This window comes from Variovorax sp. SRS16 (genome assembly GCF_901827165.1).
GTDB lineage: Bacteria > Pseudomonadota > Gammaproteobacteria > Burkholderiales > Burkholderiaceae_C > Variovorax.
In genome coordinates, this window is sequence record NZ_LR594667.1 from 766,658 (window position 1) to 780,029 (window position 13,372).

The following is a 13,372-nucleotide window of genomic DNA, read 5'->3' on the forward strand; positions in this document are numbered from 1 at the left end:
AACGCTAGAGCGTCGTCATTGATACCCAGGGGTCAGCCGCTGAATTCAACGAGCGTTGTCAGGTTCGCCTGGCTCGTACGGTAGACAATCATCTCGTTGTTCAGGACACCGCTCTCCCCTCCCTTTGCGAACGTGGAGTCGTAGCCTTTGGCCGGATACTGCGCGCGTGCGTTGGGTCCGCTCGGCGTCATGGCGCGGCCCATGGCGACGTCCGCGAGAAACATGAAACAACGGTTGTCGATGCCCTGCGAGCGGCTCCAGTCGCCCCGCGAGTACGCCAGGGACTTCGTCGACTGGTCGCTGAAGTAGAGTCCGTCGCCGAACATGCGCCCGGTGATGTTGTACGAACCGCCGCTCTTGGGAACAATGAGGCCCTGCTTGAGGATGGACAGCACGTTGTAGGCCCGGGTGCCGTGCCAGAGCCGCTGAACATTACCTACCTTCATCCCATCGTTCTCGAACGCCCGCGCCATCGAGCCGATGGTCACGCGGAAGGCCCGAACGGGCTTGAGGCCTGAGGACGCGTGCCGAAGGTTGATGGACTGCTTGAAGAAGCGCTCGATGCTGGTCCACTCCGCTCCGTCTTCGATGAGCTCCAGTTCGACGTCGAACACCTTGGCCGGCTCTGGGCCTGAGCTCTTTGCGTTGGCAAGAGCCAGTTCGATGGAGCCCTCGAGCTGGTCGAGGAACGCGCTCTGCTTGATGATGGCATCGTCCGCGGCGAGGAAGGTGGTGTGCCAGCCGCGCTTCGCCGATACCTTTTGGGGAACCAGCGTGAGGTACTGCTGCAGGTAGTCGATGAACACCGTGGAGTTGAAGTCCTTGGTCGCGTGGGATAACGCGATAGTGGCCAGCACCTGCCTGGCGGAGCGGACCGACTCGCCATCGATGACCCCGACGGCGGTCGTCACGACGCCGTCAGCGGACACATTGATTTGCCCGCCGGACATCACGAAGATTTCGTGGCGGTTCTCCTTGACCAGGCGCTCGAGCAGCGCCTCGATGACTGGGTTTCCTGCGCTCGATATCTGTCTCTTCACGGCCTCGGTTGTCGTCGCGACAACCTGTGATTTCGGGCTGCCTAGCACGGCCACTTCGGTGTAGCCGCCACGTCGCTTCTCGTTGGCCTTGCTCGTGAGGAACGACTTGCCTGCGCTGGCGAACACCTTGGTTTGCCCCGTCGCGCCGACGCGGCCCCACCTGCAATGGACGTCACCGTTTGCCTGAAGCGTGCCCTCCCAGAATTTGTTGTTGTTATTTAGTGCGTCCGTGCACACCAGCATGACAGTCTCGACGGCGGTTGAACTCAAGAAGGGTCTCCGAAAAACGAGTTCCGGAGAGCCGACGAGACGCAGGAGGCGTTGGCAGGCTCCCCGGAGGGGGTTGCCCGCTGTCTATCCAACGTGTTTAGCCGCCAGGCGGATAAAGGAGCCTGGCTAAACGGCGCATGAAATCTCTTCTCAAATCCGCGCTGCTGCTCGCGTTTGCAGTGCCGGCCATGGCGATGGCCAACCCCAAGCTCGTGGGCAAGTGGGAGACCGTGTCCGGCAGTGACCGCGCCTTGACGGGCGTGATGGAGTTGGGGGCGGATGGCTCGGCGAAGCTCGGCCCCAACGGCTTTGCGCCGCTCATTGGTACCTGGACGACGGGCAGCACGGCGGAGTCAAGCGCCGGTACGCTAACTTTTGAGATGCCGCCCCACGGCTCGGTCGACAACACCTACGTGCTGTCAAAGGGGAAGCTGACCCTGACCTACAACGACGGGTCGCAGCAGGTGTTCGCACCACAGAAGAGCCAGCCGAGCAAAGCAAAACCCAGCACCGCGACCAAGAAATGAAAACAAAATCCTGGAATGGCGGACTATCCCGCGCCAATGAGCCCTCCGAGTCGCCGACGGCATGGATGCGGACGCAGTTTGTCTTTCACGGACCAACAGGCGCTCCCCTGCAACTTGAATTCATCGGCGCGACCTACCACGTCTGGTATCACATCCTGGCCGCGAAGCCCTTCATGCTCAAGCTCATTGACGGTGAGGTCATCGCTTCGCTGCAAGGAGGACAGCTGGAGGTGCAAGACGAGTTCAAGCCGGCCATCGCCTTCTTGGACCGCTTCATCGAAATCGAGCGGCGGGCGGCCTCAAGTGACATGCTGGCCCAGCTCGAAAAGAAATTTGAAGAAAGCGCGAAGCGCAACGTCGGGGCCTCCGTCGCCGTTGAAGGCTCGGACGATGGCGCCGCCTTGCAGCCGGTCACCGAATCGAGTGAACGAGAACTGGGTGAAACCCGTGCAGTCCGGCAGGAGGGTGGGCAGGGACAGTCACGGCCTGAATCTCATCGTCGTCGGCGATAGTTCTGGCCTGCACGAGCTCGGCGTCACCTTGGGTGACCAGCTCAGAGATTTGACGGTCGTCATCGCCAACAGTGATGCTTGCCAGATAGCCACAGCCCTTGTCGTCGTCGCAGACCGCAAGGGCTGTGGCCTTGATGGCGGCAGGCGCTCCGCCGGGGGCAAGGAAGCGAATGTAGCGGGTTGCGAAATCAGCTTCGAGTTCACCTGCTTCGGTCTTCCAAGGCTGGTCCATCGTGCGGTAGGCGACCTCGGTCCCCGGCGCAGCGACGAGGCACCAATCGGCAATTACCTGGGCGCCTGCGGCGGCCGTCACGCCCTCTGCCCACGTCTGAAAACGTCGCGTGCCGGCCTCGTACGTGCCCTCGCAGGTCGGGCCTCGTCCGACAACCTCCAACTTCACGGTTGCCCCGTCTGCCGCACTGACCGCCGAGCTGGCACTCACGAAAAGGAATTCGACAGGCGCAGCTTCCTGAATTTTTGGGCCCGGCTGCACGGTGACCGCCACCTCACCCTGCCCCAGCGATTCCAGGTAGGACACCGCGGCCGTCACTGCCGTGGGTGCCAGCCTCGCATGCTCTGGGGTGCGCTTCAGGACGCCTGTAGAGGTGCCCACGTGGAAGAACGCGTAGCCGCCCAGCGCGGTACAGGCGGCAACCAAAAGAGTATTTAGACCCAGACGAGCAAGTGGCTTCATACGTTTTAGATTGGGTTTGATTTTAGTGCTTGTATAGCTTAAAATGTTATCTTCCTAAAGGGTTTTATCTTGAATTACGCTGACCTTTTTGCCGACGTCCGCGAGACGTCCGATGCGCCTCGTTCCTCCGCCCTGCGCGCGGAAGGCGGGACGCTCTCGCCCGAGCAGCGAAGCGCACTCGAATCGTCGTTCAATCGAAATGCTGTCATCTGCGCCGGTGCTGGCGCTGGAAAGACCCGGTTGCTCGTCGAGCGAGCCGTGGCCCTCATCCAGGCTGGCGCGGACCCTGCCCGGGTCGCGGTGGTCACCTTTACGCGCAAGGCCGCCAAGGAAATCCAGTCTCGTATGCTGGCTCGCTTCGGCGACCGTTCCAAGATTCCGGTGTGCGGCACCGTCCACTCCCTGGCCCTGTCCAAGCTTTCCAGCCAGAAACTGCAGGTCGTCATCGCGAACGACGATGAGCTCGTCTATTTTCTGGACAATCTGCGCACTGAGCTGCCGGAGGACTACGAGGACTTTTCCGACTCCGAGCTGTTGCTCGCGCTGAACCGGTCCCGCGAGGAGGAGAAGCACACCACGACCATGGGCATCATCGCCTATCGGTTCGAGGAGATGCTCCAGGAGGAAGAGGTCGTTGACTTCACGGGCCTTCTAAAACTTGGGGCCGAAAAGCTGAACCCCTGTTTCGACCACATCCTGGTCGACGAGTCACAGGACCTGAGTTCGCTCCAAAAGACCTTCCTGCGCAAGCTCGGGCGGCCGAACGCCAAGTATTGGTACATCGGAGATGCCGACCAGGCCATCTATGCGTTCCGCGGGGCCCATGGCGGCGTGATGCATCAGCTCCAGAAGGAGTGCGATGACACGCACGTCCTTTCTGTGAACTACCGCAGCGCGTTGAGCATCGTCGAACATGCCAACAACGTCATCTCGGTCAACCCCGACCGCTTCCCCATCCAGTGGAAGGCGCACCGCACGGACATCGGAGAGGTCGTCATCAACCACTACGACGACGCTGCCGGGGAGTTGCAGGCAGCGAAGGACTGGCTGGAGGCTTCTCCCAAGAGCCGGGCAGTTCTGGCTCGCACCCAAGCCGTGATTTCACCGCTGCGCGAACTGAACCTGCAAGCCTACACCGTGCACGAGTCGAAGGGCCTCGAGTGGCCGGAAGTGTGGGTGATGGGCTGCGAGGCATCGCTGTTTCCGCATCCCCTGGGCGTGAAGGAGGAGGAGCGCCGCCTCTTCTACGTAGCGATGACTCGCGCGCGCGATTTCCTGCGCATGTCGTACAGCGCCTCGCGGGCTCAGAAGCGCAACCCCAATGGCGGTCGGCATCCATCGGGCTTTCTGTTCGAAGCGCACGCGTTGGAAGGCTAAATCAGCTTTCTACAGGTCAGGCATCTGGTTTTCGAGCCCGATGCGATAAGCCTGGGGACCGTCCGTCTCCTGATGTGCTCCAACTTCTTAACCTCATGAAGCAGAAACCCAAACCTAACGGCTCATCCTCCACCGTGTCGATGCTCCTGACAGGCGTCATTCTGTTGTTCGGTGCGGGGTCGGCGTCTGTTGTCATGTTCGGAGGTGCGGAACACCCCGTTGCGGTTGAGTCGCGCGCCACGCCGCCCACGGCCGCCGTGCCGCTCGCCGCCTCTGTAACTCCTGTTGCTGCCCCGGCAATCAAGCTTGAGCAGGCACCCGTGGTCGCAGAACACGCGTCCGCGGGGGATGGTGAGTCAACGCCCCTCGAAGCGCTGCCCCTCGTCGCCGCACACGCCGCGCCGGTGGCGGCCGTTCAAGCTCCGGTAAAGGCACTTGACCACACCGCTGCGGCTCAGCCCGTTGTTTCGAGCGAAGCCCCAACTGCGGCGACTACGGTCCATGTGCAAGCCGCGCCTGCCGCGGACGCGAGGAAGGCAGATACGCCGCCGCTGGCGGTCGCGTCTGCAGCGTCCCCCGCGCCTTCCGCTCAAGTTTCCATCGCTTCCGCGCCCGCCCCGGTGTCGGCGGCTGTCCCCGCCGACGCGTCGGTTGCCGCGCCTGCGAAGCCCGTAGAGCCTGCGCGCCGTCCGGTCGCAAAGAAGGTCGTGCAGGCCCCCGTCGCCCGACAGCCTGTGGTGCGCAAACCCGTGCAGGAAGCGAGGGCCCCGCAGGTAGGGCTGAAAACGACTGCGACCCTCGCGGCGCCCGTCGCTCCAGAGCGTTCAGAGCTGCTTCCAGACGCTGCACGAGCTGCCGCTGCCGTCCTGGCAAAGCGCGACAACCTTGCTGGGCCGACAGCGCTTCCACCGCCGCCTCCTGTTCACCCTGTGCCGGCTTCGGCGCCTGTGGCGGACAAGCCCGTGGCCGTCTCGCCGGCGTCCGAGAAGCCGACCATCAAGGTGGTAGCAGCCTCCCCCGCCCCCGCAGCGCCCGCCCCGGCTGAGCAAATCGCTGGGCCGGCGGAGCGCCAGGCAGTGCAAGCAGAACGCCCTGCGGCCAAGGAGCCTGTGCGTATCCAGAAGCCGGTACTCGCCGACGCACAGGTCCGCGGCAACCCGGCAACGGTCGTCGCCGCCAGTCCGACTGGCGACAAGGCCTGGGTGCGCATTGGTGACCAGCGCACCGTGATTGTGAGTAAAGGTCAGTCAGTTCCCGGTCTGGGCGTCTTCCATGGCGCTGAAGGCAAGGGAGCCAAGTTCGATTCGGGCTACCTGCCCATCAACCCGTAAAAAAGGAAAGTTCCCATGATGACGAAGTCCATTGTTGATATGAGCCGCCCGAACATGCTGTACGCAGCCGGCATCGGCTTCATCCTGCTCGTGTCGCTGGTTATCAGCAACGTGCCGATGCCGCCCTTCTCCCAGTTTGTGGACATCCCGCACAGGCGCCAGGTCTGTGCAGGGCTGTTCATGGCCGGCGCACTGTTTGGCGCATTCGCCATGCAGCGCCACCTCCAGCGCGCCAAGACGCCCTGGAAAGTGCCTCAGTCCCAAGTCGCCCTGCCGTACTGCGTGTTCTTCCTGGCCACGCTCGCTGCGGTCGTCATCGCTCGCTAAGGAACCAGTTCAATGTCTCACGTCAATACCGCCGTCGTCCGCGCCCTGATGAGCCTGCGCGGCATCTCCACTGAAACGCTCTGCACCCTTGCTCATGTGTCCAGCGAGGACATGCACAACTGGCTCTACGACCAGGGCGGTGAGAGCGGCGAGCAGGTGGAGTTCGAGACCCAGCTCGAGATTCTGCGATTCCTCGGCATCCACGGCGAGAGCCCGCGCGCCGACGTCGTGCACTACTGGCGCATCGAAGAGCCGTTCTTCTCGCGTGCAGAGAAAACGTACCAGCCGCTCGGCGTGATGCTCCGTGCCTTCGGCAAGGCTCAAGTGGCCTACCTCGCCCGCGAATCGGACCCCGCCCTGACGTTCCAAGCAAAGTCGTGCTTCGCCTTGAAGTTCGCCAACTTCCAGGCGATTCTCGAGGTCTCGGTGCATCCGCTGCGCAGCGTCTCGTTCGACCCCGACTCGATGACCGACGTGGAGTGGGTTCCCGACACGATGGGCGTGCTACTGCCGGATGCCCAGTACGACCGGCTGCAACCTGGTGCGATGAAGGTCCGCAATCTGACTCAGTACATCACGTACACGTCCGAGATGGCCCAATGGGAGCGCCTGCGCGAAGTTGCCAATGCTCGCGGCATCCTGGCTGAGCAAGTCGCGAACGCACTCGTCGTCACGAGCGGCGTACCCCTGCCTGCGCTCACTGAAGCGACGAGTGCACGCCAGTCGACCGCCGCCGTGCCAGCCGCCCACGTCGCACCGGCGCCCGTCGCCGCTGCCGCCCCGCCCATTCAGGCACCTGCCGCGGTGGTGCCTCCTCCCCCGGCGCCGTCCCCGGTTGCAGTGCCCTCGGAGCCGCTGCAGCCCGAAGAGCTCAAACTCTTCGTTCGGCCGGCCCTGGTGGGCGGCGAGAAGCGCAACCTACGCGCGGTGAACTAGAACAAACGCCGGCCTTGCCGGCGTTTCTCTTGGCGCAGCCGAACCCGAATGCGCGCCAGGCCTGCGGCCGTTGTTATCCGTCTTCGGGTTCGGCCACCCTCCTGTCGGCCAGCGAAAGCAGTGGCCATCGGCTGCTCGACGCGGAGGGCGTGAGCCACTACGCCCTCGGTGGCTGGGTCCACATTAGCTGGAAGGCGAAGGAAGGGCATCTGAACTTCGTCAGCTGAGGCCCCCAGCTCGTCGCTTCGCGAACGCGCGGCCAGAACAAAGCCCTCCAACCTGATGGTCCGGAGGGCCTTCGGATGACTGGACCTGTCCTCAGGCCAGGTCTTCAAGTGAGGGCGGCTTTGCCCCTGTCAAGGCTTCGTAGAGCACAAGCGGTAGTTGGGGGCGCACCATCTCGCGGGTGAGCGGAACCTTGTGGCGTGACAGGATGGCCTCGAGCCGGAGAGAGAGAGCGTCGGACTGCGCACGGTCCTGGATGCGGCCGTGCTTCTTGTGCTCGTATGAGGGGTTTCGGTCCAGGAAGAAATTGACGTTGTCGAAGGAGCTGAAGACCTCCATGACGAGCGGCTCGTAGTACTTGAAGTAGGTCTCGGGCGTGTACAGCAGCGCGATAGGCAGCGGACCGTCCATGACCACAAAATCGAACTCTTGGTCCTTGAACACGTGGAGCCGGTTCTCCTGCTTGGCGAACATGTACACCTGGTCGCTCAAGGCGGCCTGGTTCCCCGAGAAGGTCTGGAATTTGGCGAACTCCGGAACGTACTCGACTCGGTAGCCACCGATGGACAGGAGGCCAGTGAGAATCTGTGCGGAGGTGGACTTGCCAATCCCGGGTGCTGCGAACAGGTTGATAACCTTCATGGCGAGGTAGCCGTGCGTTGCGGCTCGATTGCGCGGAAGCCGTTGCCGGCGGGTTGAGAAATCCGAAAAGCGGCACTACGACCATTGCGGGAGACGACGGTGACCGTGGTTTCGCGAGGCGTAGCGCTGTCGTTGGGTTCGATGACCACGGACGCCTGGCTCTCGTCAGCGCGGCTCACGTTGGCCCAGGTCGAGTCGGAAGCTGCGCCTGAAAGGCATACCCGGCCATTGCTCACGACATAGCGCAGCGTCACCGTGCCGCCGGCAGGGGAAACAGCCTCCGTGCCGCTCGCCTTGCGCGAGATGTCGCACTGGCTGCGCTGGGCCTGAAGTTCCTGTTGATTCAGGAACACGCGGCGCGAGCCACTGCCTGGCGACGGTTGGTCGGCACCAGCCGGGGCCGCATTGGCAGTTGGTAGCGGCGGAGGAGGAAGCGAGGGAGGCAAAACGGGAGGCAGTACCGCTCGCCCCTCGACCGTGGGGATTGGGGGCGGCAGGCGCAAAGCTGGAAGGCCCTGAGGTAGCGTGCCTTTACCGGCTGGAGCCTGCGACTCGGACTGCGGTGTATTCGCGGATGGCGAGGGGTTGAACGGATTCCGCTCAACCTCGGCGGCAAGTGCACCACCTGTGCAGGCCAGGGCTACCAGCGTGGCGGCGAGGTATCTCGGCAAAAGGGTCATCCGGCGTGTAGCCGCCGGATTTAGCTTTTCCGCGGGAGCCGGTAGAGGCGGTGAGACGCCTCGAGCAGGTAAGGCGTCGGGTCGCGCAGGGTGTGCGGACGCGTATCCGAGCTGAGCCAGGCTGGGCACTGCCGCGCGCCAGGCTCGTGGAGTTCAATGTGAAGCATGGACGTCGGCCGCCCCTTGTCTTGGCGAAGAACTCGCACGACCCGCGCCACAACCTCCCCAGGTTGGACACGGTCTCCGCAAGAGACCAGAGGAGAAACCTCCCCGTAGGCGACGACGCCTGACCGGCCTTCGACCAGTACGGCCTTGGTGTCTCGCCACCAAGGCAGGCCCGCGCCCGGGCCCGTGAACGGCATCACGCCGACCACGAGACCTTCCTCAACGGCTAGCACAGGGCAGCCCTCCTCGGTATAGAGGTCGACGCCCTCGTGGATATGGTTACGCCGCACCACGCCGAAGGCGCCCGGGTGGCTGCCAATCGGGAGCCCGGTGACGCCAGGGGGCATGCTTCGGAAGGACTCGGCATCCGCCGTAGGGCGGAGTTCGAGCTCAAGGGGGCACAGCCAGGCGGTCGGGTTGCTCATGAGCCTTATAGCCCTGCCCTTTAGCGCAGAGAAAGAAAGAGACGCCGACACATGAAGTGGCGGCGTCTCGAATGAGCAGACTAGGCGGCACAAGCCTCTTGAACGCCCGCCGCAGCGGACCTGCGGGAGGCACTGGGGACGTCCCCGCGCGTGAGGAGCGGCTCTGTGATTCCGTGCCCGGTACCGTAAGGAACATGGCCGGAGGTCACATCGCTGCTTCGTGCGCTGTCGATATTCTTCGAAGCGTCGTCAAAGAACATGTCGGCACCGAACGCCTTCAGAATGGGGCCTTTCGGGGCACCGTTCGCGAAGGTGGCCACGTCGAGCACAACGCCCCAGGAGTCGAGCGTTGTCATGACGCGACCGTGACTTGGAATTGCGCGCGCGGTCACAAGGGCAAGTTTCAGAGGGCACTCGTTCACGGGGAACTCGTGTTGAATCCGATGCAGTTCCTCCAGGACAAGCTTGAAGGGGCCAGCGCCCAGCGGAATAGCGGCCTTCTGGTGCTCGGTCTGATGGAAGACCTCCAGACCGTGCTCGCGGTAGCACTCATCCCCTTCGGAACTGAACAACACGCTGTCGCCGTCGAAAGCGATGCGGATGTCGTCGTCGCTGGCGTCGTCGTCTCGTTCGCTTGGAAGCATGGTTGCCGCGGCGATGCCATTGGCGATGGCGTTCTGCACGTCCGCTGAATTTGCAGACAGAAAAAGCTGGACGCCCATGCCGGCAGCGAAGCGGAAGCGGTCCGAACCCTTGGTGAACACCGCGCCCTTGATGTCAAGGCCGTGGTGAACGATGCTGTTCGCTATGCGCACCCCGGCGACCGGGCTGTTGCGCGACAGCATGACCACATCGACCAAGCGCTTGGCACCGGGCCGATTCAGAGTGAGCAGCTTGCGAATGAGCGGGAAGGCCGTTCCCCGACGAAGTGGGACGTCAGCCTTGGAGCGCATGTACTCGTCGAAGGCCTTTTGGCCCTGGGTCTGGAAGATTTCATCGCCATCTTCGATGTGAAAGAGGGCGCGACTGGAAACTGCGATTGTTAGCATGTGGTTTGACCTCAGAAAAGTAGTTCTGACCTGTCTAGCGACCGGACCTCCCAACGCTCCCCAGAAATTTCTCCAACGTTCGTTCAAGCAAATTTCCGTTGCGCGACAATAACTTAGAGGAAATTCGAGGGGCGCGCGACGGCCCTAAAGCACGCTGCGCGCCTTTAGCGGCCCGCAGGTGTCATCGGAGAGGCTGTCGTGGCTCGTCGGGCAAGGCGGGCCGCTTACCGCAGTTTTCCGTGGCAGTGCTTAAAGCGCTTTCCCGAGCCGCAGGGGCAGGGTTCATTGCGCTTGACCCACCGTTGCTCGAGCTCCACGGCTACCCGGGCGGCCTTGCGAGCCTGCTCGTCGGCGTCCGCAGATTTCGCCTCGCGCTCCTCTTGCAGGGCCGAGGAAAGAAGTTGCCGCGAGATTTCTGCGCAGAGCGCTTCCTCGAACGACTTGAAAAGCGCGAACGCGTCGTTGTGAAACTGGAAGAGCGGGTTCTGTCCGGTCGCGCCCTTAAGAGAAACAGCTTGGCGCAGCTCGTCAAGTGCAGTCAGGTGCTCGGTCCAGAGGTCTGTCAGCACCCTGAGTACCAGCCGGCGGCGCGCGGCGGTGTCGAGCGGGTTGGCTGCGAGCCGTGCCTGGACAGCGGCGCGGATGCGCTCGACCACCTCGTCGCGACCCAGGTCCTCGCTGTGAACCCAGCCGACCAGGCCGGGCTGGATGTTGAAATCAGCTTCCAGTTCGCGCTTTAGCGCGGGCAGGTCCCACTGCTCAGGCATGTCGTGCACGCCAAGCCGAACGTTTGCCCAATTGGCGACAGCCGCGTCAACCGCTGCCTCGCAGTACTCCATGACGCCGTCAGCGAGCAGGCTGTCACGGAGGGCGTAAACGGCCTTGCGTTGTTCCGACATCGAGCTGTCGTACTTCATGACATTCCGGCGAGCCTCGAAGCCCTGCCCTTCAAGGCTTCGCTGCGCGGTAGTCACAAGCTTCGCGATGGTTTTGCCGCTAAGGACGCCGCCGGCGCCGTCGATGAGCTTGGCGACGACTTTCAGCTGCCTGGACTGCCCGAACACCCGCAGGAGCTCGTCTTCCAAGCTCAGGAAGAACTGAACCTCGCCAGGGTCGCCCTGGCGCCCGGAGCGGCCGGCCAGTTGGTTGTCCACCCGGCGGATGCCTGAGCGCTCGGTACCGAGGACGAACAGGCCGCCCGCTGCAAGAACGGCAGCACGGGCGGACTCCCACTGCGCCTTACCGTGTGCGTAGGCCGCAGGGTCAGTGAAGTCGCCCTCTGATGGCTTTTCGCCACCCAGGATGATGTCGGTTCCCCGCCCGGCCATGTTCGTCGCTACCGTAACGGCGCCAGGACGCCCGGCTTGGGCGATGATGTGGGCCTCTCGCTCGAGGTGCTTCGCCGTGAGCACTTCGTGCACCACGCCTTTGCTCTCAAGCAGGCGGCTGAGCACTTCCGCGTCGCGAACGGACGCGCACCCCGCAAGCACGGGCTGGCCTGACGCTTGCCTGCGAACAATTTCGTCCGCCACAGCGACGAACTTGGCAGACTTCCCAAGGTAGACCAGGTCCTCCTTGAGAATGCGGGCCACAGGTCGGTTGGTAGGAACGACCACGGTCTCGAGGCCGTAAAACTCGGTGAACTCCTCAGCTTCCGTGAGCGCGGTGCCGGTCAAGCCGGCCAGGCGCTCGTAGAGGCCGAAAAAGCTCTGATACGTGATAGTCGCACGCGTGACGGAACCAGCGTGGATTTCCAGCCCTTCCTTCGCCTCAATTGCTTCGTGCAGCCCATCCTCCAAGCGACGGCCCGGCATCTTTCGACCGGTCCCCTGGTCGACCAGGACCACCTCACCGGCAGAGACGACGTAGTCTCGGTCAAGGCGGTACACGCCATGGGCGCGCACAGCGGAATGCAGGCGACGCGCAATGTGCAGGTTGTGGGCAGCGTAGAGCTCGCCTTGGCCCGCGATGATGCCTTGCTTCGCAAGGCTCGCTTCGGCCTCGTCGTAGCCGCGCTCGGTGAGCGTGGCGTTGCGCTCCTTGGGGTCCACCACGTAGTCGACGCCGCTCTTGAGCTGGCGAGCGGTCAGGTTGAGCGCGCGAACGATGGCATCCTGCGAGTCTCCCGAGCCGGAAATGATGAGCGGCGTTCGTGCCTCGTCGATGAGAACCGAGTCGACTTCGTCCACGATAGCAAACGACAGCGGGCGTTGTACCTTGTCACCGGCGTCGCTCACCATGTTGTCGCGAAGGTAGTCGAAGCCGAACTCAAAGCCCACCCCGTACGTGACGTCCGCTGCATAGGCTTCCCGCTTCGCAGCCGACGTCTGCGAGGTCTCGATGAACGCTACAGAAAGGCCCAGGGCTTCGAAGACTGGACGCATCAGTTCCGCATCCCGGCGGGCCAGATAGCTGTTCGCAGTCACGACATGGACGCCTTTGCCCTGCAGGGCAAGCAGTGCCGCGGGCGCCACGAGTGTGAGGGTCTTCCCCTCACCCGTGCGCATTTCAGCAAGCTTGCCTTGCAAAAGGGCCAAGCCCCCAATCAGTTGGACGTCGAACGGCCGCAAACCCAGCGCGCGGCGTGCGGCTTCTCGCGCGAGCGCGAACCCGGGCACAGTGCGCTTGGGCTCGGGAAGGTCGCGCAGGGCCAGGAACCGCGCCTTGAGCTCCTCTGCGGGCAGGGAAGTGAGAGATGACTCCCCCTCGGAAATGCGCTTGGCGTCTGCCGTGAAGCGGTTGAGCGCGGACTGCGAGCGCACTCGCGTATACAGACTCGAGAAGTCCATGTTCAGGCTCGGACGATGCGATTCATGGCGGACTGCAGAGCGTTCTTGTCGCCACGGCAGGCCATCGCAATGGCGGGGTCCGTTGCTTCGCCTGTGTCGCGGTCGAGGTGGTAGACCGAGATGAGAGCAAGAACTTCTTGCTCCTCGTTCAGAAAGCTGATGCCCTCGATTTCATCGCTCACATCCAACGAGACATCGACCTCAATCGGCCCGGAAGCCTCGCTGAGAGCGTCGACCGCTCGCTGCACGGCCAGTTCCAGTTTCCCGAAGTTGTCGCACTCGTCGGTACCGCCACCGGGGCTGCTGAGGATTTCGAGCAGGTAGACGGGCGGGAATTTGACTGGGGTCATGGGCATTTGATGGCTGAGAGGTTCAGGTTAATG

General features: G+C 63.3%; 15 protein-coding genes. 7 read left to right on the top strand and 8 right to left on the bottom strand.

Annotated elements, in window-relative coordinates:
• Nucleotides 1-32 precede the first annotated feature (32 nt).
• Nucleotides 33-1,310 carry a WGR domain-containing protein gene (locus E5P2_RS31975; RefSeq protein WP_146039472.1) on the bottom strand — a complete coding sequence of 426 codons (1,278 nt, stop codon included), beginning with the start codon at nucleotides 1,308-1,310 and terminating at the stop codon, nucleotides 33-35.
• 137 nt (nucleotides 1,311-1,447) lie between these two features.
• On the opposite strand from E5P2_RS31975, the gene E5P2_RS31980 reads away from it, so the two are divergent.
• Together E5P2_RS31980 and E5P2_RS31985 are read left to right on the top strand one after the other, a co-directional pair.
• Nucleotides 1,448-1,837, top strand: coding sequence for a hypothetical protein (locus E5P2_RS31980; protein ID WP_068673652.1), 390 nt, complete (start codon nucleotides 1,448-1,450; stop codon nucleotides 1,835-1,837).
• A complete protein-coding gene (locus E5P2_RS31985) occupies nucleotides 1,834-2,349 on the top strand; it encodes a hypothetical protein (protein WP_146039473.1) in 516 nt (171 codons plus the stop codon). The genes E5P2_RS31980 and E5P2_RS31985 overlap by 4 nt, the downstream gene beginning before the upstream one ends.
• Here E5P2_RS31985 and E5P2_RS31990 read toward each other — a convergent pair.
• Nucleotides 2,249-3,043, bottom strand: a complete 795-nt coding sequence (locus E5P2_RS31990) for a hypothetical protein (RefSeq protein WP_068673650.1) — start codon at nucleotides 3,041-3,043, stop codon at nucleotides 2,249-2,251. The genes E5P2_RS31985 and E5P2_RS31990 overlap by 101 nt on opposite strands.
• 69 nt (nucleotides 3,044-3,112) lie before the next feature.
• Here E5P2_RS31990 and E5P2_RS31995 point away from each other — a divergent pair, with 69 nt between their 5' ends.
• From E5P2_RS31995 to E5P2_RS32015, 5 genes are all read left to right on the top strand, one after another.
• Nucleotides 3,113-4,420: a UvrD-helicase domain-containing protein gene (locus tag E5P2_RS31995; RefSeq protein WP_083944125.1), complete on the top strand. Its 1,308-nt coding sequence runs from the start codon at nucleotides 3,113-3,115 to the stop codon at nucleotides 4,418-4,420.
• A gap of 962 nt (nucleotides 4,421-5,382) precedes the next feature.
• A complete protein-coding gene (locus E5P2_RS32000) occupies nucleotides 5,383-5,751 on the top strand; it encodes a hypothetical protein (RefSeq protein ID WP_157103368.1) in 369 nt (122 codons plus the stop codon).
• A gap of 15 nt (nucleotides 5,752-5,766) precedes the next feature.
• A complete protein-coding gene (locus tag E5P2_RS32005; RefSeq protein ID WP_146039475.1) occupies nucleotides 5,767-6,078 on the top strand; it encodes a hypothetical protein in 312 nt (103 codons plus the stop codon).
• 12 nt (nucleotides 6,079-6,090) lie between these two features.
• Nucleotides 6,091-7,014, top strand: a complete 924-nt coding sequence (locus E5P2_RS32010) for a hypothetical protein (protein ID WP_162571141.1) — start codon at nucleotides 6,091-6,093, stop codon at nucleotides 7,012-7,014.
• Between the two features lie 14 nt (nucleotides 7,015-7,028).
• Nucleotides 7,029-7,241, top strand: a complete 213-nt coding sequence (locus tag E5P2_RS32015; protein WP_102906930.1) for a hypothetical protein — start codon at nucleotides 7,029-7,031, stop codon at nucleotides 7,239-7,241.
• Nucleotides 7,242-7,332: 91 nt separating this feature from the next.
• Here the strand turns inward: E5P2_RS32015 and E5P2_RS32020 are convergent, their stop codons facing one another.
• The 6 genes from E5P2_RS32020 to E5P2_RS32045 all read right to left on the bottom strand — a co-directional run bounded on the left by E5P2_RS32020 (nucleotide 7,333) and on the right by E5P2_RS32045 (nucleotide 13,339).
• Nucleotides 7,333-7,881: an AAA family ATPase gene (locus E5P2_RS32020; protein ID WP_068673638.1), complete on the bottom strand. Its 549-nt coding sequence runs from the start codon at nucleotides 7,879-7,881 to the stop codon at nucleotides 7,333-7,335.
• Nucleotides 7,878-8,234: a BACON domain-containing protein gene (locus E5P2_RS32025; RefSeq protein WP_068673636.1), complete on the bottom strand. Its 357-nt coding sequence runs from the start codon at nucleotides 8,232-8,234 to the stop codon at nucleotides 7,878-7,880. Before E5P2_RS32025 ends, E5P2_RS32020 begins: the two co-directional genes overlap by 4 nt.
• Nucleotides 8,235-8,581: 347 nt before the next feature.
• Nucleotides 8,582-9,151 (bottom strand): M23 family metallopeptidase, encoded by a 570-nt coding sequence (locus E5P2_RS38425; protein ID WP_068673634.1) that lies wholly within the window; start codon nucleotides 9,149-9,151, stop codon nucleotides 8,582-8,584.
• Between the two features lie 80 nt (nucleotides 9,152-9,231).
• The gene (locus E5P2_RS32035; protein ID WP_068673633.1) at nucleotides 9,232-10,200 is read right to left on the bottom strand and encodes a 5'-nucleotidase; all 969 of its coding nucleotides are present in this window, start codon (nucleotides 10,198-10,200) and stop codon (nucleotides 9,232-9,234) included.
• A 224-nt stretch (nucleotides 10,201-10,424) separates the two neighbouring features.
• On the bottom strand, nucleotides 10,425-12,989 hold the full coding sequence (gene secA / locus E5P2_RS32040; protein WP_068673631.1) for a preprotein translocase subunit SecA: 2,565 nt from the start codon (nucleotides 12,987-12,989) through the stop codon (nucleotides 10,425-10,427).
• Between the two features lie 2 nt (nucleotides 12,990-12,991).
• Complete coding sequence (locus tag E5P2_RS32045; RefSeq protein WP_068673629.1) at nucleotides 12,992-13,339, bottom strand: hypothetical protein; 348 nt, start codon at nucleotides 13,337-13,339, stop codon at nucleotides 12,992-12,994.
• Nucleotides 13,340-13,372 lie beyond the last annotated feature (33 nt).